The sequence below is a fragment of the Shinella sp. HZN7 genome, assembly GCF_001652565.1.
Taxonomy (GTDB): Bacteria; Pseudomonadota; Alphaproteobacteria; order Rhizobiales; family Rhizobiaceae; genus Shinella; species Shinella granuli.
Genome location: NZ_CP015736.1, coordinates 2,843,385 through 2,862,338, shown reverse-complemented (window position 1 = coordinate 2,862,338; position 18,954 = coordinate 2,843,385). Strand labels below are relative to the sequence as shown.

Here is an 18,954-nt window from a genome sequence, read left to right as displayed (position 1 = left end):
TAGCATGCGCAATACGATTGTCGATACCACCAACGTTAAGAAGTTCATGGGGGCGCTGACTTCGCTCAACGATCGCGGCGCGGTGGAAGCCTGCATGGTTGTCGTCGATGGCGAGCCCGGCCTCGGCAAGACCACGACGCTTTCCCGGTGGGTGGCGCAGACTGGCAGCGTCTATGTCCGCGCTCAGGTGGGGTGGGACTACGGCTGGTTCATCAACACGCTTCTGCGGGAAATGAGCATCCACCCGCCGCGCTCGAAGGAGGAGCGTTACGAGCGGCTGCTGAAGGAACTGGCGGAACGCGCCGCGCGGGCGGATTTCGAGGGGAAGACGTTCGGCCTGGTCATCGACGAGTGCGATCTGGTATCGACCCGACCGGCCATCATGGAAGCCATCCGGGGCATTTCGGATATCCAGTTCCTCCCGACGATCCTCGTCGGCATGGGGCGGCTGCGCGAAAATCTTCGCCGTTTCCCCCAGATCGAGAGCCGCGCACCGCGCAAAGTCCGCTTCGAGGCGGCGACACTTGACGACACGCGGGCGATCATCGCCGCGCGGTGCGAGGTTCCAGTTGCGCCCGATCTGGTGGAGTTCGTCTGGAAGGTCTCTCGCGGCTACAACCGCGAAATCCTTGAAGCTATCGCCCATATCGAGCGGTTCGGCTTTCGCATGGAGCCCGGCCCGGAAGGCGTCACCATGTCGGACATGGCGGGGCAGATGATCATGAACGATCGCAGCTCCGGCAAGCCGATCATGCTCCCGAGGGCGGCATGATGGCGAGGCTGAACCCCGGCGCGTTGCCGACCACCATATTGCATCATCTCGGCGATGGTGCTTGCCGCACGATCGACGAACTGGAGGCGGCGTTAGGATTGACGAAGCGGCAGGTTTCCGATGGAGCGGCAAAGCTCGCCTATCGCAAATATCTCTGCCGGATGGCGGTGGGCTGCTACCAGCTGACTGACCTCGGCCTTGAAGCCGCGGCGAGTGGGGAGGTCATCACGTCCGGGCCGATTGGTCCGGATAGCAAAACCGTGCGTTCGAAGGTACGCAATACCTTCCGGGACCGCGTATGGCGATCCATGCGTATGCGCCGGCAGTTCACGGTCGGCGATCTCGTCGCGGATGCCGCGACGGAAGCGGACGCAGATCCCGACAACAACGTCTCGCGATACCTGCGATGGCTTCGGCTGGCGGGCTATGTCACCGAGATGCGGGCGCGCCAGCCCGGCACGAAGGTCACCAGCAACGGTTTCAAACGCTATTCCCTCGCGAAGGATACCGGGCCGGTCGCGCCCGCCTATCGGCCGAAGACAGGCACCCTCCACGACTACAATCTCGGGGAGGACGTATCATGCCGAAAGAAGTAACGCTCTTCGATCTGCCCGATCCGGAGTGGATCGAGCTTCTGCGCAAGGAGGTCGGCAAGGGTCGGACCATCACGGCGGTCGCATCCAGCGTCGGCATGAAGCGGTGCTCTCTATCGCTGCTTCTCTCGGGTGGATATCCGGCCCGTCTCGACAAGGTGTCTGCGAAATACGCGGCCCGCGTGGTGGCCCTCTACAAGGACCAGGTGCTTTGCCCGCACCTGAGAGCTGGGATTTCCCGCGAAGAGTGCCAAGCGTTTGCCGCCGCTCCCATGTCGATCAGCGATCCCCACAAGCTTCGCCACCATCGCGCCTGCGCGCGATGCCCGCTCAATCCGCTCATGCTGACTAATCAGAACGAGGTGCAAGATGCTGTCTGATGCAATTCGCCAGATGCGTGACCGTGTCCAGTCCGGCGTTAGGAACGACGACCCGACCGGCCTTCTGCTAACGCTGCGGGCCTTCGAGATGGAGGCGCGGAACATGGAGGACCGCATCCTCTATCTGACCGGCCGTCCGCATGTCGCGCTCGACGGCAGGCTGATCTCTTCGCCGGCTCCCGTCTTCGAGATCGGAGCCACGGCATGATCCGGACGTCCGACATGATCGCCCTCGTGAAGGCGTTTAGCCACCTTCACAGCATAGCCGGGATTCCCATGCATCCGGGCTATGCCGGGACTGTAACGACCTTGCTCGATCTTTGCGAACGCGAGGTTCTCAAGCTTGAGCAGTTGCAGCCCTCCGCCACGGTCGCGCCCGCCAACGCGGCCGAAGGCAACGTCATCCACGTCAAATTTAACCGTCCGACCCCGCCGAATGGCGGCGCGGCCTGATCTATTCGAGGATTTTCATCATGGAAGCCTGCATCATCGCAGAACCGAACACCACCCGCCCGAGCTTCGAGGTCAACGGCAGAATCTACATTGAGGACATTCGCGGACGTCTGATCCCCGCCGATCAGTATGAAGAGCTTTCCCCTCCCAGCAGCTTCATCGAAATCAATGGCCGCAACCATGTCCAGGACGCCGAGGGCCGCTGGATGGACTGGGCGCTGGTCAAGCCGAAGGATCAGCTTCAGGATGAGGTCGTTAGAAAGATCATTGCCTATGCGCTTGACCTCTCGGCGCAGGTAACCCGCTTCCGTCGCCATACCGAACAGGACATGGCGTCCATCATCGCGCTCCTCGAACAAGAATATTCCGTTACCATCGGCGGGCCGGGCGGCAACTATACGCTTCGGACCTTCGACGATCTGATGCGCGTCGAAATGAAGGTCGGGAAGTTCATGGAGTTCGGCCCCGAAATCCATATCGCCAAGTCCCTGATCGACGAATACCTCCGCGAACTCACCTCCGACGCCACGGCGGAGCTGAAGACCCTCGTCCTAGGGGCTTTCGAGGTCGACAAAAAGGGCAAGCTCGATCGCCAGAAAATTCTGGACCTGAGGAAATACGACATCAAGGACGAGCGATGGGTCCGCGCCATGCAGGCGATTTCGGATGCTGAACGCACTGTCATGGTGCGCGAGTACCTGCACTTCAAAGTGCGGAAATCCCATCATGACGAGTTTCGCGCCGTCACCATCAATCTGGCGAAGGCATAAAGCGCTCATGTCCCACGCCACCTACAACGATGCCCTGTTAGAAGAAGAAGCCCGTGTTGTTGCGATCTATCCACTTGGAATGATCGGAGATACGGAAAACCCGCCTGAGTGGCTCACCGAACTGTGGGAGGATGCCGACGATCCAGCCGACCCTCTCTTCCAGACGCTCCCCGAACTCAGCGCCGTCATGTCGGATGATGTTGGCGAATGGGCGCGCGCCCTGGTCGTGCGTTCCCGCTCCGGCTTCATTGTGCGGTTCGAAGTATGCGTACGGCACTATTTCCCGCCGCCGATCACCAGTTACCGGAGCAGCTGGAACTGGTTTCAAGAGGGGACCCTCTACGCTGAGACGATCGACGAAGTCGGCCCGGCCGTCCTGAAGCTCGCCCGCGAACAGCACGATGCGGAACGGCAGAAGGCTGGCTCCGCCCCATCATCGAAGGGAATTTCCGAATGAGGCTCCCCATCACGAAGGAATGGTTCGAAAAGCGCGCCGCCGTCGAAGGCGATCTAGAAATCAGCGCCGGCCGGCGTCTCACCAAGACGATCAACCTCACGGCTGAGGAACTGGCTGAGTTGGAGACCATGCTGTTCGATGCGTTGCCGAAGTCGGTTCAGCAAGAGCTGACGGAACTGCGAGAACAGCTTGCCCGCTTCCGCTCTGAGCGGGCTTACGTCGTCGGCCACAATGACGGCTGGCGTGCAGCGATCGAGGCGGCCGCTCTAATCGTTGAGCGAAACCAGATCGTCGAAACGCCGACTGGGTCGGCCGTCGAACCACGCTGGGACGGCAACCGGGCTGGCCTCTCCTATGCCGCCGCGATCCGGGCCGCCATAGGAACGAGTGGCACCGACGAAGCCTGCCCCGGCGAGCACCAAGAGGTGCTGGACGCCATCCAAACCCACAATTCCGGAGAAGAAGAATGAGCCGCATCTATCTCGCGTCCTCTTGGCGTAACCCGTACCAGCCCGACGCCGTCGCCATGCTTCGTTCCGCCGGCCATGAGGTCTACGATTTCCGCAACCCACCGAACGGCGTGAAAGGTTTCGCCTGGTCAGAGATCGATCCGGACTGGCTGGGCTGGAAGGCCGAGCAGTACCGCGACCTGCTCACCACGCACCCGATCGCCTCGCGCGGCTACCTCAACGACTTCCGCGGCATGGAGTGGGCCGATACATGCGTCCTGCTGCTGCCGTGCGGCCGGTCGGCGCACCTTGAAGCCGGTTGGTTCGCCGGCCGTGGCAAACGCCTGATCATCTGGACCCGCGACGGCGAAGAGCCCGAGCTTATGGCTCTGATGGCGCACGCGATCTGCATCAATGAGCAGGAGGTGCTGCGCGCACTCGACGGCCAGCCGATTGCCGGAGCAGCGGCATGACGATTCATCGCAGCCTAGATCATTGCCCGAACTGCAAGCGCCAGTTCTACGCACACACCGAGGGCGCTTATTGCCCCGAATGCTGGTCGGCATGGTGCCGGAACGACGGCACTTTTGAGCGGCGCACCGTCCGCTGGGCCGATCTCACCGAATGCCCGACCTGCACAGGCAGCGGGAAGGAAGCTCGCCACCAACTCTGCCGCGATTGCGATGAGGTGCCCACCACAGGAACGGGCGGAGCCGGCCATGAGTGATCGTCTCGCATCCGTCCGTATCCACCCGACCCGCCCGATCGCGGACGGCATCCTGTTCGATGATCTGCACGGTGCGCCGGTCGAAGTTATCAATTTGCTTGCGGCACGTCGGCTCGTCTTCGTCACAGACCTGCGCCTGAACCGCCGCCTTTACGGTGGCCTGATCGTTGCACGTTCCGGAGCCGAGGCCGAGCGGGTCGCATTCGGACGGGGCCTTGGCGAAGAAGTCGTCGGTACGCTTGTGCGCACAGGTTCTTGCGAGGGACATTCCCGATGAACACCATCGCGGTTATCAACGTTGCCCGTACCCAGCTCGGCATGGATGAGCAGGAGATGCGGGCTCTCTATGTTCGCGTGACCGGCATCAATTCGTTGCGGGCGATGACCGAACGCCAGCGGATTTCCATCGTTGACGAACTGAAACGATGCGGCTTCGTCGTGCGTCCCGGCAAGAAAATGGCTGCGAAGCTGGACAAAATCCGGCCCGCCGCCAACCGTCCACATTGCCGGTACATCCATGCGCTCTGGAAGAGCTGCGCTCGCTACGGCGTTATAGATGACAGTTCGGTCAAGGCTCTGAACCGCTTCTGCAAGAAGTTCGTCGCGCCTCATGACGACAAGATCGCGGTGGACGTCGATTTCCTGTCGAAGGAGCAGGCCGACCCGGTCATCTCAGCACTGAAGGCGATGGAAAATCGCGGGAAGGCCGCTGCACGATGACGGCCCACCCTCTTGATGGCGTTCCCGCATCGCTGATCGACGTCGCCGAGACGCTTGGTCTGCGCGTGGCGTTGAAGCTGCTTCAGGAGTATGCCGGCATTGAGGTGCCGGTGCCAAAGCACCCGGACGAAACCCATCCGTTCATTCGCGCTCTTGGCAGAGAGGATGGGTATGCGCTATGCAGGATGCTCGGCGGCAACGCGATCTATGTGCCGAACCGCAAGAAGGGCGCAAAGTCAGATGTGCTTGCGCTCCAGGCCGTAGGCAAGAACCGTGAGGAAATCGCCCGTATCCTCGGGATTTCCCAGCGCCACGTCCGACGCGTTGCCAATCAGGACAAACCTCGCCAAGGCGATCTATTCGGGACGTGACCGGACATATGTCCGGGCGATGCATTTCCCCGGCTGTTCTACGGTCCTCGCATATTTTTGTTGCGAGGTCTCATGTCCACCACCGGCATTTATGTTTTCAGCAAACCGCGCCGCCCCGTAACGCGGGTTTTCCTGCATTGTTCCGCATCCGATCGCCCGGAACACGACAATGTCGCCACGATGGACCAGTGGCACAAGCAGCGCGGCTGGGCCGGCGTCGGATACCACCTTTTCATCCGCAAGTCCGGCCTGATCGAAAAGGGCCGTGATCTCGAAAAGGTGCCGGCCGCCCAGGAAGGCCACAATACCGGCACGATCGCCATCTGCCTTCACGGCCTTGCCGTCGACAAGTTCACCGAAGCGCAGTTCCGCTCGCTCCTCACGCTCTGCCATCAGATCAACGAGGCTTATGACGGCCGGGTGACCTTCCACGGTCACCGTGAAGTCGCCAACAAGGCCTGCCCGGTCTTCGACTACAAGGCGGTTCTTTCGCTCGATCGTGCCGGTAAACTGGCGCGCTCGAAGGTGCTTGCCGGCTTCAAGACGCTGGAGGCGCCCGTGCTTCCCGCCGACACGCCGCTGGAAGTGCTTACGCCTTCCGTCGTCTCGACGCTCCGCTACGGAAACCACAACAGCGCCGTCATGGACCTTCAGCGCCGTCTGACGGACCTCGGCTATTTCCCCGGAGCGGTGGACGGCCACTTCGGCGAGCGGACCCGTTCGGCCGTGCTGGCATTCCAGGCCGACAATCATCTCGAAACGGACGGCGTCTTCGGGCCGGCCTCGCGCGAGGCGTTGAAGGACGCCAAGCCGCGCCCGGTCTCCGAGAAGCGCGCCGCCGCCACCGTCTCCAGTCTTGCCAGCAGCGGAAGCCGCATCGCGCAGGCTTCCCTCAACAACGGCGCGGTCGGCGGGCTCTTTGCGGCCGGGGGCGCACTGTCCGTCGTCGAGCAGGCGTCCGGCGTCGTATCGCAGATGACCGGTTATGCCGGGGTCTTCGGTGACGCGGTGACCCGGCTTGGCCCGTGGATCGGCGGAGCGATCCTGATCGGCGGCGCAATCATCGTCTGGCAGGCCATCCGGGCCGGAAAGGCGCGCGCCGAGGATCACCGCACCGGGAAGACGGCATGAAAAAGTGGCTGCTGTCGCTGCTGGGCGTCGATCTCCTGCCGATCGTCGGCCTGCTCGTCGTATTCGCCGGTGCGGTGATCCTCGGCGCGTACATGACCGGGCGGAAGGATGCGACGGCGTTGTGCAATGCCGCCGCGCTGGCGGGCGAAAACGCACAGTTGCGCAAGGACATCGACGCCATGCGCAAGGTTTCCGCCGCAGCCGTCGAACGCGCCACCACCGATGCCGCCGCCATCTCCATCCTTCGCGAACAGGTCGATGATCTCGAAAATGCGTTCTCTACTGCTGACAATTCTTGCCGTCTTACTCCCGACGATGCTCGCAGGCTGCGCGCTATCCGGTAGCAAGGTTCCCGTTCCCGCCATCCGCCCCGTGCCGCCGTTGTCTGCCGAAGACAAGGCGGCTTGCGTCGATCCCGGCGTTAAAGACAACGCCGTCGCGCAGGCCGAGATCGGCCGGCAACGGTTGGCTCTTGCCGAATGCACCCGCAAGCACGGCCGCGTCGTCAACCAGTACCAGGACATCGAAAGGCTCTCTGCGCAGTGACCGATCCCGCCACCCATCTGCATGCCCGCATCGAGAAGGCGCACGACAGGCTCGATGAAATGGACAATCGCGTCACGGTGCTCGAACGCAACGAAGCGGTCTCAGGGGAACGCATGTCCGTCATCCAGTCATCGCTCATCAAGATCGACAACAATATCAGCCGCATCGTTTGGATATTCGTCACGGCCGTTATCGGCGCGTTCGCGGCCTTTGTCTTGAAGGGAGGCTTGAATGGCCTCTGATGGTGATCAGCGCCGGAAGGCGCGGGCGGATTATGTCTACCGCCGCATGTCGCTCAGCACGATCGCGCTGACGCTCAATGTGGCGCAGACGACGATCGGCCGGTGGAAGAAGGCCGCGAAGGAAGACGGCGACGACTGGGACATGGCGCGCTCGGCTGCCGTGATCGCGGGTGAAGGTCTCGACACGGTGGTTTCCTCCGTCGTCGAGGATTTCGTCATCATGGCGCAGGCCCTGCTGGACGAGGTCAAGAACAACAAAGACCTGTCGATCGATCAGAAGATCAAGCACATGGTCGCCCTCGGCGATGCCATGGTGAAGGTCACGGCCTCGGCCGGCAAGCTCGCGCCGAAGATTTCCGAGCTGGGCGTGGCGCAGTCCGTCGTCAATCATCTGATCGAGTTCGTCCAGGAGCAGTTCCCGCAGCACATTTCCGTCGTGCAGGAAATCCTTGTCCCGTTCGGCGACCGGATCGCGAGCGCCTTCACGTCATGAAGCGGCCGAGCCTGAAAGCCAAGGTCAGCGAAAAGGACTTCCTCGAATGGATTTCGGGGAAGGCCGACGAACTGGCGCGATGGGTGGACCTGTCCGTCACTGCCTTTCCGGCCGATGCGAAGGCGAAGGCCGAACGCCTCGCAACCGTTCGCGGCCCCGGCGGCTTTCAGTTCTTTCTGGAAACCTACCTTCCGCACTATGTGAAGGGCGAGCACAGCCTTTTCCATCGCGAGATTTTCGGCCGCGTGCCGGACATCCTTGCCAGTAAGAAGGGCGTGCGGGATTTGTTCGTCGCGCCGCGCGGCTCATCAAAGTCCACCCACCTTTCCCTCGGCTTTGCGCTCTACTGCATCTGCCTCGACCATAAGCGCTATATTCTGGAGGTCTGCGACGTCTATGCGCAGGCCGCGCTCCTGATCGAGGCGATCAAGGCCGAGCTGACGGAAAACCCTCGGCTTTCTAACGATTTCCCCCACGCGACTGGTCAGGGTCGTGTCTGGCGCGAAAGCGAGATCGTCACGGCGAACAACATCCGCGTCGAGGGTCTAGGCGCTGGTCAGAAGCTGCGCGGCCGTCGCCATGGCCCCTATCGTCCTGACCTCATGTTCTTCGACGACTTGGAAAACGACGAACAGGTGCGTTCGCCCGATCAGCGTAAAAAGCTGGAGACGTGGATCAAGCGTGCCGCCCTGAAGGTCGGCCCGCCCGACGGGACCATGGACGTGATCTGGGTTGGGACGGTCCTGCATTATGACGCCGTCCTGGTCCGCGCATCGAAATCCCCGGTCTGGCGCGTTGCCGAGTTCCAGGCGATCATCCGCTTTCCCGATCGCATGGACCTCTGGGACAAATTCGAGGAGGTCTACAACAATGACGGCGAAGACGCTGCCCGCGCGTTCTACAATGCGCACAAGGCGGAGATGGACGAAGGCGCAGTGGTCAATTGGCCGGCGATGCAGCCGCTCATCTGGCTCATGTTCGAACGCGCCGCCGACCATGACAGCTTCGCAACCGAGTACCAGAACAAGCCCATCAATGCCGGAAGCCCCTTCAGCAAATTGACCTTCTGGACCTTCCGGGATCCCGGCCTGATTTACTTCGGGGCGGTCGACCCGTCGTTGGGGAAAAAGGGCAAGGGCCGCGACCCGTCCGCCATCCTGATCGGTGGCTTCAACCGGCTGACCGGCAATATGGATGTGGTCGAGGCGTCGATCCGCCGCCGCCTGCCGGATGTCATCATCTCCGATATCATCGCCTTCCAGCGTCAGTATCGTTGCCTCCTCTGGTTCGTTGAATCGGTCCAGTTTCAGGAATTCCTGCGCACGACGCTCATGACCGAAGCGGCGAAGCTCGGCGTTGGCATTTCCGCCGTGCCGATCATTCCGAACGCCGACAAGGATTTGCGCATCGAGCGCCTTCAGCCGCCTGTCGCCGCCGGCCTCATCCGCCTCAACACCACCCAGCAAACCTTGATCGACCAACTGCAGCAATGGCCCGATGCCGATCATGACGACGGACCGGATGCACTCGACATGCTCTGGCAGAACACACTGATCTATGCCGGTGGCCGGGCCGGTTCGCCCGGCGCTGGCTCGGGCGTCATGACCGCCTCCGCTTCGGGTGGCGAGAGACTTGGAGACTATCGCCTGTGAGCCGAAGGAAACAGAAGAAGGCAGCACGCTTCGCAGCCACGCCCGACAGGAAGAACCTTCCGACCGAAGCCCGTATGCTTGTCGCGAACGTCCAGAACGATATCACCATCCCGTTCTTCTCGGGCGCGCTCCAGCATGCCGACGACACGCTCTTGCAGCGAGGCGGCGGCAAGGGTCTTAAAATCTATGACGAGATCAAGCGTGACACCCATGCGTCGGCCTGCCTCGCCAAGCGAAACAAACAGCTGATCGCCCGCGACTGGGAGGTGAATGGCGCCTCCGAAGCGCCCCGCGACATCGAGGCTGCGGACTTCGTGCGCGACGTTGTCAACGGCCTTCCGTTCGATCGCCTTTGCGAGGAGCTGTCTGGCGGTGCCTTGCTGAAAGGCTTTGCCGTCTCGGAAGTGGTGTGGAGCCGCAAGGGTGACCGGATCGTGCCCGAGCGTATCGTCAGCCACGACCAGCGCCGCTTCGCCTTCGGTCAGGACAGCAAACCACGTCTGCGCACCTGGACGAACATCAACGACGGTGTCGAGCTTCCCGATCGGAAGTTCATCGTTCATCGCCATGGTGTCATCGGCAACAATCCCTATGGTCTGGGCCTTGGCCACCAGCTGTTCTGGGCGGTGCTGTTCAAACGGGAAGGCGTTGCCTTCTGGCTGCACTTTCTCGACAAGTATGCCGGCCCGACGGCCATCGCGCAGACGCCCTACGGCATGATTTCGGAAGAGCAACAGAAACTGCTCAACGACCTTGCCGCCATCCGAACCTCATCGGCGATTACCGTGCCGATCGGCACGGACGTCAAGTTCCTCGAAGCGGCCCGTTCCGGCAATGTGTCCTATCAGGACTGGCTTACTTATTGGGACAAGCAGATTTCCATCTGCATTCTCGGTGAGACGCTGACGACGGATATCGGTTCGAGCGGTTCGCGATCCGCCGCCGAAACCCATGCGGATATGCTGAGCATGCTGGTCGATAGCGATGCCGATCACCTGTCGGACACGCTGTATGAGCAGCTCGTGGCATGGCTGGTCGATTATAACTTTCCCGGTGCAGGTGTTCCCCGTATCTGGCGTGTCCGTCCAAAGAACGAAAAGGCCAAGGCTGAAACGCGGAAATCGCGGGCCGAAGCAGCGACATCGGAACATTCCGCGCTTGTCGAAATCGTCTCGACGGCTGCAAAGTTCGATGACGACGACGTGGCGCGGGAGTTCATCGTATCCTTCGAGCTTACGCATGCGCTGTCCGATACGGCGATCGACCGCCTGGTTGAGGCCCGCTTCGCCTTCATGGAGGGCGGAAAGCGGGACCGTGACCTCCGCCAGCTCGCAAAGGAAAACCCGACCTTTGCAGCGCTCTTCGGGCCGGTCGGCGTAAAAAAAAACTTCAGTGACGGCGTAACGTTTGCGGTGGAACCCGATCCGGTCGAGGAATTGACCGACCGGGTGGAGGAACTGGCGGCGGGACATTTCACCCGCCGCCTGGACGCGATCAAAGCCGCCCTGGATGCTGCTGCTGACTTCCCGGCCGCCACCCGCGCCATCCTCCAGCTCGGCGCGAAATGGTCGCCTATCGCGTTAGGAAATCTCCTCGGCGATGCCCTGGAGCTTGCCGCCCTTCGCGGCCGGGAAGCTGTCTTCCTTGACGGCGAGGACGAGACGGACTTCGCTGATGCTGAGGTCTTCAATCAGCCCTTCAAAGAGCAGATCGAATTTTTCCGCCAGAAACGCGGGAAACCGACCAAGGTGTGGACCGACGCTCTGCGCGGCACTCACGACCGCGCCTTCGTCATTGCGGGCGCGACTGATCTTGCGATGCTCTCGGAGTTCCAGACCGCCATTGCCGATGCGATGGAGAAAGGCACTACGCTGGAAGCGTTCCGTGGCGATTTCGACCGCATCGTCGCGAAACACGGCTGGGCATACAAGGGCGAACGCGGCTGGCGGACCCGTGTCATCTTCGAGACGAACATGCGCACGAGCCACATGGCGGGCCGGCTGAAGCAGATGCGGGACCCGGATGTCCTGAAGCTGCGCCCGATCTGGGAATATCGCCATGGCGAAACCCGCCGCCCGAAGTTTCCACGCCGTCAGCACGAGGCATGGCATCGCATGTGCCTCGCGCACGATGATCCCTTCTGGCTAACGCATTTCCCGCCGAACGACTGGCTTTGCTCCTGTGGTGTGCGGTCTCGCTCGTGGCGGGATTTGAAGCGCATGGGGAAGGAACTGGATGAATCGCCGGCCGCGCTGATGGAGCCCGTCATTGACCCCGTCTCCGGCAAGCTGATCGAACAGCCGCAGGGCGTCGGGATCGGCTGGGACTACATGCCGGGCGATCTATGGGAGCGCGGCCTCGTCCCGTCATCTCTTATGGATGAGGGTCGGGAACTCCTCGACAATCCCCGCATGGTCGTGGCGATCGACGAGCCGGAACCCGTTGCCGATCTTCTCAAATCGGCCAAGCCGTTCAAGGCCCAGCTCCTGGAAGACGGCCTCCAACCAGAAGATTATGTCCGCACGTTCCTCAAGCCCTTCGGAGCGGACATCGACCAGGGCGTCTTGTTCGAGGACAAGGCCGGTGCGCATATCCCGGTTTCCGACCAACTCTTCCGAAACCGTGAGGGCCAGTTCAAGGCCCTGAAGCGGAACCGCCACCGCGTGCTTGCCATGATGGCGGAAGCCTTGCTCGATCCCGACGAGATCTGGATGGGTGTTGCGCGCAAGGTCGAAAGCGGAGACCTGGTCGTGGACCGTCGCTACATCCGCGTCGATCCCAAGACCGCGATCCAGATCGTTTTCGAGATCGGAGAAAAGACCTGGGAGGCGATCACCAGCTTCGATTTCACGGACAAGAAGGGCGCGGCCGATTTCGCCGCCCTGGAGAAGCGCCGCGTCGGCAAGCTCGTCTACAAGCGCCCCAAAAAGTAAAAGGCCGGGGCGATCCGGCCTTCATGCCAGCGAACTGGCGTGACCATCGCCGGTCTCGCTCACTGACAAGACCAATATAGGTTTCACACGAGGGAAAGTCCAATGTCGGGCATCAGCTACAAGGTCACGGTCGACGATGCCGATATGCGCGCCAAGCTCGCCGAGCTGATCGACCGAATGGCGAACGCCGAGGGCTTCTACAAGAATGTCGGCGAGCACCTGCTCAATTCGGTCGGCGACAACTTCGACAATGAGCAGGGGCCAGATGGAGAGAAGTGGAAGGGCTTGTCTGCCGTGACGATCGCCCGCCGTGAAGCGGCCGGCCATGGTCCGACGCCCATCCTTCGTGTGTCCGGCGCGTTGCGTGGCTCTATCAACATGCAGGCCAGCGCCACCGAGGTCCGGATCGGGACGGCGCTCGTCTATGCGGCCATCCAGCACTTTGGCGGTGAATCGAAGGGATACATGAAAGGTGCCGTCATCGAACCGCGTCCGTATCTCGGGGTTTCGGCTGAAGATGAAGAGGAAATTCTCGCTCTCGCGGAGGAGTGGCTGGCTGTCGAATGACCTTCGCAGAAATCCGGCTGCTGACGCGCGCGGACGCTTGGGACGTCCGCACATACCGATTTTGGGTTCGTGCCCCGTTAGACCCCCGTTAGAAATCGAATGAGAGGCCATCGCGCCGCCGTCGCCGCCCTGCGGAACGCGATCTGCCCTTGAAACCATTTCCGACCTGACGCATTGTGCGGCCGAACCCACTAACTTGATCGCCCGGACATGTGTCCGGGTGTTTTGTTTTTTAGCGCACCGCATGGTCGCCCCAGATTGTTTCTGGAGCCGCCATGCCCGCCAAGCCGACCGCCCGCATCGAAGTTTTCCGCCCCGGCACGTTTACGCCGATGCAGGGCGGTTCGCTGACCTATACCGCCGCCGATCTGCGGGCGAGCGCCGACGCCTACAATTACGACCAGGCCCCCGCGCCGATCGTCGTCGGTCATCCCGATACCGATGCGCCGGCATTCGGCTGGGCGCAGTCTTTCGACTACGACGCATCCACCGGTCGGCTCTATGCCACGGTCGGCGAAATCAATCCCGCCTTCGCTGAAGCTGTACGCAACGGCACCTATAAAAAGGTGTCGCTGTCCTTCCATCGTCCGGACGCCGCTGCAAATCCCGTACCCGGCACATGGTATCCGAAGCATATCGGCTTCCTCGGTGGCGCGGCCCCGGCCGTGACCGGCCTTCAGAACGTCCAGTTCGCCGACCCGGCGTCGATCGTCACCTTTGCCGCCGCCTTCGGTGAGCGCGGTTTCGAGGATGCGGCCAGCCTCTTCCGCAGCATCCGTGAATTTTTCATCGAACGCTTCGGGATGGAGGACGCCGACAAGGCGCTGCCGGCCTACCGCCTCGAATGGCTCGCCGAAACCGAGATCGAGAAGACGCCCGAGGTCCGCCCGGCCTTCTCCACGCCCCCCGCACCCGTCCCTGACAAGAAGGAGCCTGCTGTGATCCAGCTCGATCCGGCCTTCGCCGCGCGCGATGCCGACCTGACCGCCCGCGAGGCGGCGCTGATGAAGCGCGAAACCGAAATCGCGCACGACGCCAACGTTTCCTTCGCGGAAAAGCTGGTGACGGAAGGTCGGCTCCTGCCGGCTTCCAAGGACAAGCTCGTCACCATTCTCGACGGTGTTCCGGCCGAAGCGGCCGTGTCCTTCGCGGCCGGCGAAACGGCGGTTCCCGTCGCCCAGGCGCTGCGCGATCTGCTTGCCGCGCAGCCGATCGTCGTGAACTTCGGCGCGCTCGATCTCCCCGACGATCCCGGCGAGGGCTCGCGGACGGCGTCCTTCGCCGCCGATGGCCGTGCGGTCGATCCTTCCGGCATGGAATTGCACGCCAAGGCGGTCGCCTATCAGAAATCCCATCCCGGTACGGCGTGGCTCGATGCCGTCGCCGCCGTTTCCTGAGGAGGCTTTCCGCCATGCAGTACTTTCACGCCATCCTTTCGCTGACCGCCACCGCGACTTCCGTCTTTGCCGCGCATGATCTTGTCGATTTCAACGACGCGAAGATCACGACGGAGGACGCCGCCGTGAAGGGCGTTGCGCAGGCTCCCGCAACCATCGGTCTCGACGTAGCGGTGACCGCGATCGGTTTCCACCGCGTCCGGGCCAGCGGTGTCATCACCAAGGGCGCGAAACTCGTCTCCGCCGCTGGTGGCGGCGTCAAGGTTGCCGGTGCCACCCCGGCCAATGTCTTCGCTACCGCCCTGACCGCCGCCGCAGACGGCGAGTTCGTCGAAATCCTCATTCGTTAGGAAACAGCACAATGGCTCCTTTGAACCAGCGTACCGCCGCCGTCATCGATCCGATCCTCTCGACGCATGCGCGCGGCTATCGCAATTCGACCTTCATCGCCTCCGCGCTCTTCCCGCGCGTGTCGATCCCGAACCGCTCCATGCTGACCATCAAGTTCGGCAAGGAAGCCTTCCGCAAGCTCAACACCCGTCGCGCGCCGGGCTCCGTCACGAAGCGCGTGCAGTACGGCTACGCCGCCGATCCGGTCGCCCTGGTGCAGGATTCGCTGGAAGGTATCGTGCCGACCGAGCACCAGCAGGAAGCGGAGAAGGTGCCGGGCATCGACCTCGGCGCGGGCGCGGTCAACATGGTGCTCGACGTTCTCGATCTCAATCTGGAGATCGACAGCGCCAATCTCGCGCGCAACCCGGCCAGCTATGCCGCGAACCACAAGCTGGCGCTGGCCGGCGCTGATCGCTGGGCGAGCGCCACTTCCGACCCCAAGGGTGATTTCGATGCGGCGAAGGAAGTGATCCGCCGCTCGATCGGTCGCTATCCGAACACGCTGGCGCTTGGTCCGAACGCCGCGAACGCTCTGAAAAACCATCCGAAGATCAAGGAGCAGTTCAAGTACACGTCGAAGGACAGCATCTCGACGGAAATGCTCGCCGCCTATTTCGACATCAAGAAGGTGGTTGTCGGCTCGGCCGTCTATCTGCCGGAAACGGCGTCGGATGCCGACCTCGCCAACGACGTTTGGGGCGATGATGCCGTGCTCGCCTACGTTCCGGAGGCCGGCGACAATTTCCAGGTGCCGAGCTACGCCTACACCTATGAGCTGATCGGCTATCCGATGGTCGAGCAGCCCTACTACGAGCGCTCCATCAAGTCGTGGGTCTATCCGACCACGGTCGAGCGCCGGCCTCTCCTCGTCGGAGCCGAAGGCGGCTTCCTCTTCCAGAACGCCGGCTCTTCGCCGGCCTGATCGGGAGAACAACATGGACGAGACCTTCTACGTCACGCTGACCGGCCCGGCAAAGGTGAACGGCGTTCGGGAGCCGGCCGGAAAATCGGTTCCCGTTACCTTGACGGTGGCCCTCCAGCTCGCCGCTTCCGGCGTCATCAACGCGGACGAGGTGACGGCGTCGGCAACACCTGTTGTCGATGTTGCGACCATCATCGCCGAACGCGACGCCCACTGGTCCACGGCCCTGGATCACTACCAGACCATGGCCGAAGACCAGCAGGCTGACGCCATCGCCACACTGAAGGCCGATCATCTCGCCGAAGTCCAGGCGCTCGAAAAGCGCGCGGCCGATGCCGAGGTGGAAGCCGGCACGCTCCGCAACCGTATCGCCGAGCTGGAAGCCGCCACCGCGAATACTCCGGGCGCCAAGGGCGCAGCGAAGAAAGCCTGATCTCCCAAGCCAGGCTTTCCACCAGCGGCGCGGCTGCTTCTCCTCAGCCGCGCCGCACCTTCCCAAAATGGACGATGACGCGATGCGGTTTCTAACGATCGAAGAATTCAGGGATACCATCGGCCTCGACGAGCTGTCGCAGGTCGCCGGCATCGGCAACCTGAACGACGCGGCCGGGCGTACGCTCGATCTGCCGAAGATCGAGACCGCCATCGCCTATGCCGAAGACCTGCTGATCGGCTACGCCCGCGCGCGCTATGCCGTCATCGAAACCCTGACCCCGGAAGCAACGCCCGACCTTGTCAAGGGCCTCATCACGGATGTTGCCCGTTATCGCTTGCGTTCGCGTTCCGGCGGTCAGGGGCAGGTCGACAAGATCGTGCAGGATCGCCACGACGCCGCCATGGCCAACATCAAGGCGGTCGCCACCGGGAAATTCGAACTGCCGATCGCGGGCGAGCCCGTGAACGGCGAGGCCGGTTCCGCCCGCGTCGAGGCGATCATCCCGCCTTCGCCCGTGCCTTCCATCCTGGACGGGTGGCGGCAATGACCGATGTCGTTAGAAACGTGCGCAGCCCCGGCGTCATCGAGCAGATTGAGGACGCACTGCTGGAGCACCTGAAGGAAAGCGTATCCGGACAGTGCAAGGTCGAAGCGTTCCCGAACGATCCCGGCCAGTACGACTTTTCGAACCTGCCGGCCGCGCTGCTCATCCACTATTCCGCTTCCCGCTATGCCGACCCGTCCGGCCCGGCCAATGCCGTCCAGGCGCGCGGCATGCAGTTCTCCCTGGTACTGCTCTGCCGATCGTTGCGCGGACAGGGCGGCGCGTACCGGCATCTTGAGGACATCCGCCTTGCCATCCAGGGCAAGCCCTTCGCCGGCTCCGGTCCCGCCCGCATCGTCCGTGATGCGCTCGAGGAAGAGAAGGGCGGCATCTGGCGCTGGCAGATCGTCATTGCGCTCCCGCTTCAGGCGGTTCCCCGCCAGCACCCCGTCACGCCGCTTCAGACCTTGATGCGGCCGGCAATCCCCGTTCAGCCCTGAAAGGTAACGCCATGGCAAAGCAGCCGACCGTCAAGAACGCCTATCGCTACACCGGCCCGGTGACCTCCTTCGACGAAACACGCACCCACACCCGGACCTTGTTTCCCGGTCGCGCCTATACCGACCTGCCGCTGGATCACCCCATCATCATGAACCTCATCGAGCGCCAGCTCCTCACCACCGAAACCGGTGAGACCGCCGCGCCCGCCGAAACGCCCGCAGGAGCCTGATCCATGGCAGCTACTTTCCATCACGGTCCCGAGGTAATCGAGTACAAGACCGGCTCTCAGGTCATCCGCGACGTCAAGTCGGCTGTGACCTATCTCAACGGCACAGCGCCGATCCACGAGCTGCACGATACGCCCACGAAGCGAGCGGCGTTCATCAACAAGCGTATCGTCATCCGCACCCGCGACGAAGCTGCCGCCGCCTTCGGTGAGCACGAGGCAGGTTTCACGATCCCGGCCGCCCTGGACGCGATCTTCGATCAGGGTGCGGGCGGCACCATCATCGTCAACAACGTGTTCGACCCGGACTTCCACAAGGAAGAGACGACGCCCGACGTGTCGAAGGTCACGCCGCAGGAGATCAACGGGACGATCTCGCCGGCCGGCCTCGCCACGGGCGCGAAGGGCGCTTACGAGTGCTACAACCGGTTCGGCTACTTCCCGAAGCTGTTCCTGACCCCAGGCTATTCGCCCACGGCGATCGTAAGGGCTGAGATGGACGTGGTGGCAAGCCGCCTCAACGGCATCGCCATCGCCGATCTGCCCCTCGGTCTCACCAAACAGCAGGCCGTGGAAGCGCGCGGCGCGGAGGGCACGGCAAACACGTCAAGCGCCCGCACGGTGCTTTGCTATCCGCATGTCGAGATCGAGGACACGACGGGCGCGGCGGAAACCCGCTTCGATCCCCTGTCGTCGCGCCTTGCCGGCGTCATCATCGCCAACGACCTGGAGCGCGGCTGGCACCATTCGCCGTCGAACCGGGAGATCAAGGGTGTTGTCGGCCTCGAAACGCCGATCAACTTCTATCCGTCCGACTACCAGAACGACACCAACTTCCTCAACGAAGCCGGTATCGTCACGGCGATGCGATCTTTCGCGACGGGCTTCCGCACCTTCGGCAACCGCTCGGCGGCTTTCCCGACCAGCAACCACGTCGAGAACTTCATCCATGCGCGCCGTATCCTCGATATGGCGCATGAGACGATCATCTTCTACGTCATGAACTATATCGATCAGCTCGGCTCGCGCCACATGATCGAAGCGTGCGAGGATGGGGTCAACGGCTGGCTGCGCGAGAAGTCGGGCGGGACCGATCCGGCCTTCTATGGCGGGACGTTCCGCTTCGATCTGGAGAAAAACACCTCGGCGCAGGTCGCTGACGGCAAGTTCCACTACATCCTCAAGACCCATCCGGTTTCGGTCATGGAGCGCCTCACCACGCACTCCTACGTCGACACCTCGTTCATCCGCGACGCCCTGTCGCTCGCGGCGTAAGGAG

General features: G+C 62.6%; 29 protein-coding genes. All 29 read left to right on the top strand.

From position 1 onward, the window contains the following. Nucleotides 1-4 precede the first annotated feature (4 nt). A complete protein-coding gene (locus shn_RS13820) occupies nucleotides 5-772 on the top strand; it encodes an AAA family ATPase (protein ID WP_064330925.1) in 768 nt (255 codons plus the stop codon). Next, nucleotides 769-1,368: a hypothetical protein gene (locus shn_RS13815; RefSeq protein ID WP_145925929.1), complete on the top strand. Its 600-nt coding sequence runs from the start codon at nucleotides 769-771 to the stop codon at nucleotides 1,366-1,368. The genes shn_RS13820 and shn_RS13815 overlap by 4 nt, the downstream gene beginning before the upstream one ends. Beyond that, nucleotides 1,353-1,745: a hypothetical protein gene (locus tag shn_RS13810; RefSeq protein WP_064330924.1), complete on the top strand. Its 393-nt coding sequence runs from the start codon at nucleotides 1,353-1,355 to the stop codon at nucleotides 1,743-1,745. Before shn_RS13815 ends, shn_RS13810 begins: the two co-directional genes overlap by 16 nt. Continuing rightward, a complete protein-coding gene (locus shn_RS13805) occupies nucleotides 1,735-1,953 on the top strand; it encodes a hypothetical protein (RefSeq protein WP_064330923.1) in 219 nt (72 codons plus the stop codon). Before shn_RS13810 ends, shn_RS13805 begins: the two co-directional genes overlap by 11 nt. Next, on the top strand, nucleotides 1,950-2,198 hold the full coding sequence (locus shn_RS13800; RefSeq protein ID WP_064330922.1) for a hypothetical protein: 249 nt from the start codon (nucleotides 1,950-1,952) through the stop codon (nucleotides 2,196-2,198). The genes shn_RS13805 and shn_RS13800 overlap by 4 nt, the downstream gene beginning before the upstream one ends. A 20-nt stretch (nucleotides 2,199-2,218) precedes the next feature. Further along, on the top strand, nucleotides 2,219-2,968 hold the full coding sequence (locus tag shn_RS13795; RefSeq protein WP_084438000.1) for a DUF3164 family protein: 750 nt from the start codon (nucleotides 2,219-2,221) through the stop codon (nucleotides 2,966-2,968). Beyond that, nucleotides 2,925-3,425, top strand: coding sequence for a hypothetical protein (locus shn_RS13790; protein WP_145925928.1), 501 nt, complete (start codon nucleotides 2,925-2,927; stop codon nucleotides 3,423-3,425). Before shn_RS13795 ends, shn_RS13790 begins: the two co-directional genes overlap by 44 nt. Next, nucleotides 3,422-3,895, top strand: coding sequence for a hypothetical protein (locus shn_RS13785; protein ID WP_064330920.1), 474 nt, complete (start codon nucleotides 3,422-3,424; stop codon nucleotides 3,893-3,895). Before shn_RS13790 ends, shn_RS13785 begins: the two co-directional genes overlap by 4 nt. Continuing rightward, nucleotides 3,892-4,347, top strand: coding sequence for a hypothetical protein (locus shn_RS13780; RefSeq protein WP_064330919.1), 456 nt, complete (start codon nucleotides 3,892-3,894; stop codon nucleotides 4,345-4,347). The genes shn_RS13785 and shn_RS13780 overlap by 4 nt, the downstream gene beginning before the upstream one ends. After that, the gene (locus tag shn_RS35830) at nucleotides 4,344-4,601 is read left to right on the top strand and encodes a hypothetical protein (protein ID WP_145925927.1); all 258 of its coding nucleotides are present in this window, start codon (nucleotides 4,344-4,346) and stop codon (nucleotides 4,599-4,601) included. The genes shn_RS13780 and shn_RS35830 overlap by 4 nt, the downstream gene beginning before the upstream one ends. Next, the gene (locus shn_RS35825) at nucleotides 4,594-4,878 is read left to right on the top strand and encodes a hypothetical protein (RefSeq protein ID WP_145925926.1); all 285 of its coding nucleotides are present in this window, start codon (nucleotides 4,594-4,596) and stop codon (nucleotides 4,876-4,878) included. Before shn_RS35830 ends, shn_RS35825 begins: the two co-directional genes overlap by 8 nt. Continuing rightward, the gene (locus tag shn_RS13770) at nucleotides 4,875-5,321 is read left to right on the top strand and encodes a regulatory protein GemA (protein WP_064330917.1); all 447 of its coding nucleotides are present in this window, start codon (nucleotides 4,875-4,877) and stop codon (nucleotides 5,319-5,321) included. Before shn_RS35825 ends, shn_RS13770 begins: the two co-directional genes overlap by 4 nt. Continuing rightward, the gene (locus shn_RS13765; protein ID WP_064330916.1) at nucleotides 5,318-5,692 is read left to right on the top strand and encodes a hypothetical protein; all 375 of its coding nucleotides are present in this window, start codon (nucleotides 5,318-5,320) and stop codon (nucleotides 5,690-5,692) included. Before shn_RS13770 ends, shn_RS13765 begins: the two co-directional genes overlap by 4 nt. Nucleotides 5,693-5,764: 72 nt before the next feature. Beyond that, nucleotides 5,765-6,823, top strand: coding sequence for a peptidoglycan-binding domain-containing protein (locus shn_RS36800; protein WP_064330915.1), 1,059 nt, complete (start codon nucleotides 5,765-5,767; stop codon nucleotides 6,821-6,823). Next, nucleotides 6,820-7,167 (top strand): hypothetical protein, encoded by a 348-nt coding sequence (locus shn_RS13755; protein WP_064330914.1) that lies wholly within the window; start codon nucleotides 6,820-6,822, stop codon nucleotides 7,165-7,167. Before shn_RS36800 ends, shn_RS13755 begins: the two co-directional genes overlap by 4 nt. 37 nt (nucleotides 7,168-7,204) lie before the next feature. Then, entirely contained in the window at nucleotides 7,205-7,369 is a 165-nt protein-coding gene (locus tag shn_RS36405; protein WP_168168909.1) for a hypothetical protein, read from the top strand. Then, a complete protein-coding gene (locus shn_RS13750) occupies nucleotides 7,366-7,611 on the top strand; it encodes a hemolysin XhlA family protein (RefSeq protein WP_064330913.1) in 246 nt (81 codons plus the stop codon). The genes shn_RS36405 and shn_RS13750 overlap by 4 nt, the downstream gene beginning before the upstream one ends. Beyond that, nucleotides 7,601-8,104, top strand: coding sequence for a DUF1804 family protein (locus shn_RS13745; protein ID WP_064330912.1), 504 nt, complete (start codon nucleotides 7,601-7,603; stop codon nucleotides 8,102-8,104). The genes shn_RS13750 and shn_RS13745 overlap by 11 nt, the downstream gene beginning before the upstream one ends. Next, a complete protein-coding gene (gene terL, locus shn_RS13740; protein WP_064330911.1) occupies nucleotides 8,101-9,756 on the top strand; it encodes a phage terminase large subunit in 1,656 nt (551 codons plus the stop codon). The genes shn_RS13745 and terL overlap by 4 nt, the downstream gene beginning before the upstream one ends. A gap of 74 nt (nucleotides 9,757-9,830) precedes the next feature. After that, nucleotides 9,831-12,689, top strand: coding sequence for a DUF935 family protein (locus shn_RS35025; protein WP_084437998.1), 2,859 nt, complete (start codon nucleotides 9,831-9,833; stop codon nucleotides 12,687-12,689). Between the two features lie 102 nt (nucleotides 12,690-12,791). Further along, nucleotides 12,792-13,256 carry a phage virion morphogenesis protein gene (locus tag shn_RS13725; RefSeq protein ID WP_064330910.1) on the top strand — a complete coding sequence of 155 codons (465 nt, stop codon included), beginning with the start codon at nucleotides 12,792-12,794 and terminating at the stop codon, nucleotides 13,254-13,256. A gap of 275 nt (nucleotides 13,257-13,531) precedes the next feature. Continuing rightward, entirely contained in the window at nucleotides 13,532-14,653 is a 1,122-nt protein-coding gene (locus tag shn_RS13720; RefSeq protein WP_064330909.1) for a hypothetical protein, read from the top strand. 14 nt (nucleotides 14,654-14,667) lie between these two features. Then, nucleotides 14,668-15,003, top strand: coding sequence for a capsid cement protein (locus shn_RS13715; protein ID WP_064330908.1), 336 nt, complete (start codon nucleotides 14,668-14,670; stop codon nucleotides 15,001-15,003). An 11-nt stretch (nucleotides 15,004-15,014) separates the two neighbouring features. Further along, the gene (locus tag shn_RS13710) at nucleotides 15,015-15,968 is read left to right on the top strand and encodes a major capsid protein (protein WP_064330907.1); all 954 of its coding nucleotides are present in this window, start codon (nucleotides 15,015-15,017) and stop codon (nucleotides 15,966-15,968) included. 13 nt (nucleotides 15,969-15,981) lie between these two features. After that, nucleotides 15,982-16,401, top strand: coding sequence for a hypothetical protein (locus tag shn_RS13705; protein ID WP_064330906.1), 420 nt, complete (start codon nucleotides 15,982-15,984; stop codon nucleotides 16,399-16,401). 82 nt (nucleotides 16,402-16,483) lie between these two features. Beyond that, nucleotides 16,484-16,951: a phage protein Gp36 family protein gene (locus shn_RS13700; protein ID WP_064330905.1), complete on the top strand. Its 468-nt coding sequence runs from the start codon at nucleotides 16,484-16,486 to the stop codon at nucleotides 16,949-16,951. Then, nucleotides 16,948-17,448: a Gp37 family protein gene (locus shn_RS13695; RefSeq protein ID WP_064330904.1), complete on the top strand. Its 501-nt coding sequence runs from the start codon at nucleotides 16,948-16,950 to the stop codon at nucleotides 17,446-17,448. Before shn_RS13700 ends, shn_RS13695 begins: the two co-directional genes overlap by 4 nt. A gap of 11 nt (nucleotides 17,449-17,459) precedes the next feature. Continuing rightward, nucleotides 17,460-17,678: a hypothetical protein gene (locus shn_RS13690; RefSeq protein ID WP_064330903.1), complete on the top strand. Its 219-nt coding sequence runs from the start codon at nucleotides 17,460-17,462 to the stop codon at nucleotides 17,676-17,678. A 3-nt stretch (nucleotides 17,679-17,681) separates the two neighbouring features. Then, the gene (locus shn_RS13685; RefSeq protein ID WP_064330902.1) at nucleotides 17,682-18,950 is read left to right on the top strand and encodes a phage tail sheath subtilisin-like domain-containing protein; all 1,269 of its coding nucleotides are present in this window, start codon (nucleotides 17,682-17,684) and stop codon (nucleotides 18,948-18,950) included. Nucleotides 18,951-18,954 lie beyond the last annotated feature (4 nt).

What these genes read in the sequence shown, in the direction of transcription:
- shn_RS13820 (WP_064330925.1), top strand. Translation starts at nt 5, where the DNA reads ATGCGCAATACGATTGTCGATACCACCAACGTTAAGAAGTTCATGGGG.
- shn_RS13815 (WP_145925929.1), top strand. Translation starts at nt 769, where the DNA reads ATGATGGCGAGGCTGAACCCCGGCGCGTTGCCGACCACCATATTGCAT.
- shn_RS13810 (WP_064330924.1), top strand. Translation starts at nt 1,353, where the DNA reads ATGCCGAAAGAAGTAACGCTCTTCGATCTGCCCGATCCGGAGTGGATC.
- shn_RS13805 (WP_064330923.1), top strand. Translation starts at nt 1,735, where the DNA reads ATGCTGTCTGATGCAATTCGCCAGATGCGTGACCGTGTCCAGTCCGGC.
- shn_RS13800 (WP_064330922.1), top strand. Translation starts at nt 1,950, where the DNA reads ATGATCCGGACGTCCGACATGATCGCCCTCGTGAAGGCGTTTAGCCAC.
- shn_RS13795 (WP_084438000.1), top strand. Translation starts at nt 2,219, where the DNA reads ATGGAAGCCTGCATCATCGCAGAACCGAACACCACCCGCCCGAGCTTC.
- shn_RS13790 (WP_145925928.1), top strand. Translation starts at nt 2,925, where the DNA reads ATGACGAGTTTCGCGCCGTCACCATCAATCTGGCGAAGGCATAAAGCG.
- shn_RS13785 (WP_064330920.1), top strand. Translation starts at nt 3,422, where the DNA reads ATGAGGCTCCCCATCACGAAGGAATGGTTCGAAAAGCGCGCCGCCGTC.
- shn_RS13780 (WP_064330919.1), top strand. Translation starts at nt 3,892, where the DNA reads ATGAGCCGCATCTATCTCGCGTCCTCTTGGCGTAACCCGTACCAGCCC.
- shn_RS35830 (WP_145925927.1), top strand. Translation starts at nt 4,344, where the DNA reads ATGACGATTCATCGCAGCCTAGATCATTGCCCGAACTGCAAGCGCCAG.
- shn_RS35825 (WP_145925926.1), top strand. Translation starts at nt 4,594, where the DNA reads ATGAGTGATCGTCTCGCATCCGTCCGTATCCACCCGACCCGCCCGATC.
- shn_RS13770 (WP_064330917.1), top strand. Translation starts at nt 4,875, where the DNA reads ATGAACACCATCGCGGTTATCAACGTTGCCCGTACCCAGCTCGGCATG.
- shn_RS13765 (WP_064330916.1), top strand. Translation starts at nt 5,318, where the DNA reads ATGACGGCCCACCCTCTTGATGGCGTTCCCGCATCGCTGATCGACGTC.
- shn_RS36800 (WP_064330915.1), top strand. Translation starts at nt 5,765, where the DNA reads ATGTCCACCACCGGCATTTATGTTTTCAGCAAACCGCGCCGCCCCGTA.
- shn_RS13755 (WP_064330914.1), top strand. Translation starts at nt 6,820, where the DNA reads ATGAAAAAGTGGCTGCTGTCGCTGCTGGGCGTCGATCTCCTGCCGATC.
- shn_RS13745 (WP_064330912.1), top strand. Translation starts at nt 7,601, where the DNA reads ATGGCCTCTGATGGTGATCAGCGCCGGAAGGCGCGGGCGGATTATGTC.
- terL (WP_064330911.1), top strand. Translation starts at nt 8,101, where the DNA reads ATGAAGCGGCCGAGCCTGAAAGCCAAGGTCAGCGAAAAGGACTTCCTC.
- shn_RS35025 (WP_084437998.1), top strand. Translation starts at nt 9,831, where the DNA reads ATGCTTGTCGCGAACGTCCAGAACGATATCACCATCCCGTTCTTCTCG.
- shn_RS13725 (WP_064330910.1), top strand. Translation starts at nt 12,792, where the DNA reads ATGTCGGGCATCAGCTACAAGGTCACGGTCGACGATGCCGATATGCGC.
- shn_RS13720 (WP_064330909.1), top strand. Translation starts at nt 13,532, where the DNA reads ATGCCCGCCAAGCCGACCGCCCGCATCGAAGTTTTCCGCCCCGGCACG.
- shn_RS13715 (WP_064330908.1), top strand. Translation starts at nt 14,668, where the DNA reads ATGCAGTACTTTCACGCCATCCTTTCGCTGACCGCCACCGCGACTTCC.
- shn_RS13710 (WP_064330907.1), top strand. Translation starts at nt 15,015, where the DNA reads ATGGCTCCTTTGAACCAGCGTACCGCCGCCGTCATCGATCCGATCCTC.
- shn_RS13705 (WP_064330906.1), top strand. Translation starts at nt 15,982, where the DNA reads ATGGACGAGACCTTCTACGTCACGCTGACCGGCCCGGCAAAGGTGAAC.
- shn_RS13700 (WP_064330905.1), top strand. Translation starts at nt 16,484, where the DNA reads ATGCGGTTTCTAACGATCGAAGAATTCAGGGATACCATCGGCCTCGAC.
- shn_RS13695 (WP_064330904.1), top strand. Translation starts at nt 16,948, where the DNA reads ATGACCGATGTCGTTAGAAACGTGCGCAGCCCCGGCGTCATCGAGCAG.
- shn_RS13690 (WP_064330903.1), top strand. Translation starts at nt 17,460, where the DNA reads ATGGCAAAGCAGCCGACCGTCAAGAACGCCTATCGCTACACCGGCCCG.
- shn_RS13685 (WP_064330902.1), top strand. Translation starts at nt 17,682, where the DNA reads ATGGCAGCTACTTTCCATCACGGTCCCGAGGTAATCGAGTACAAGACC.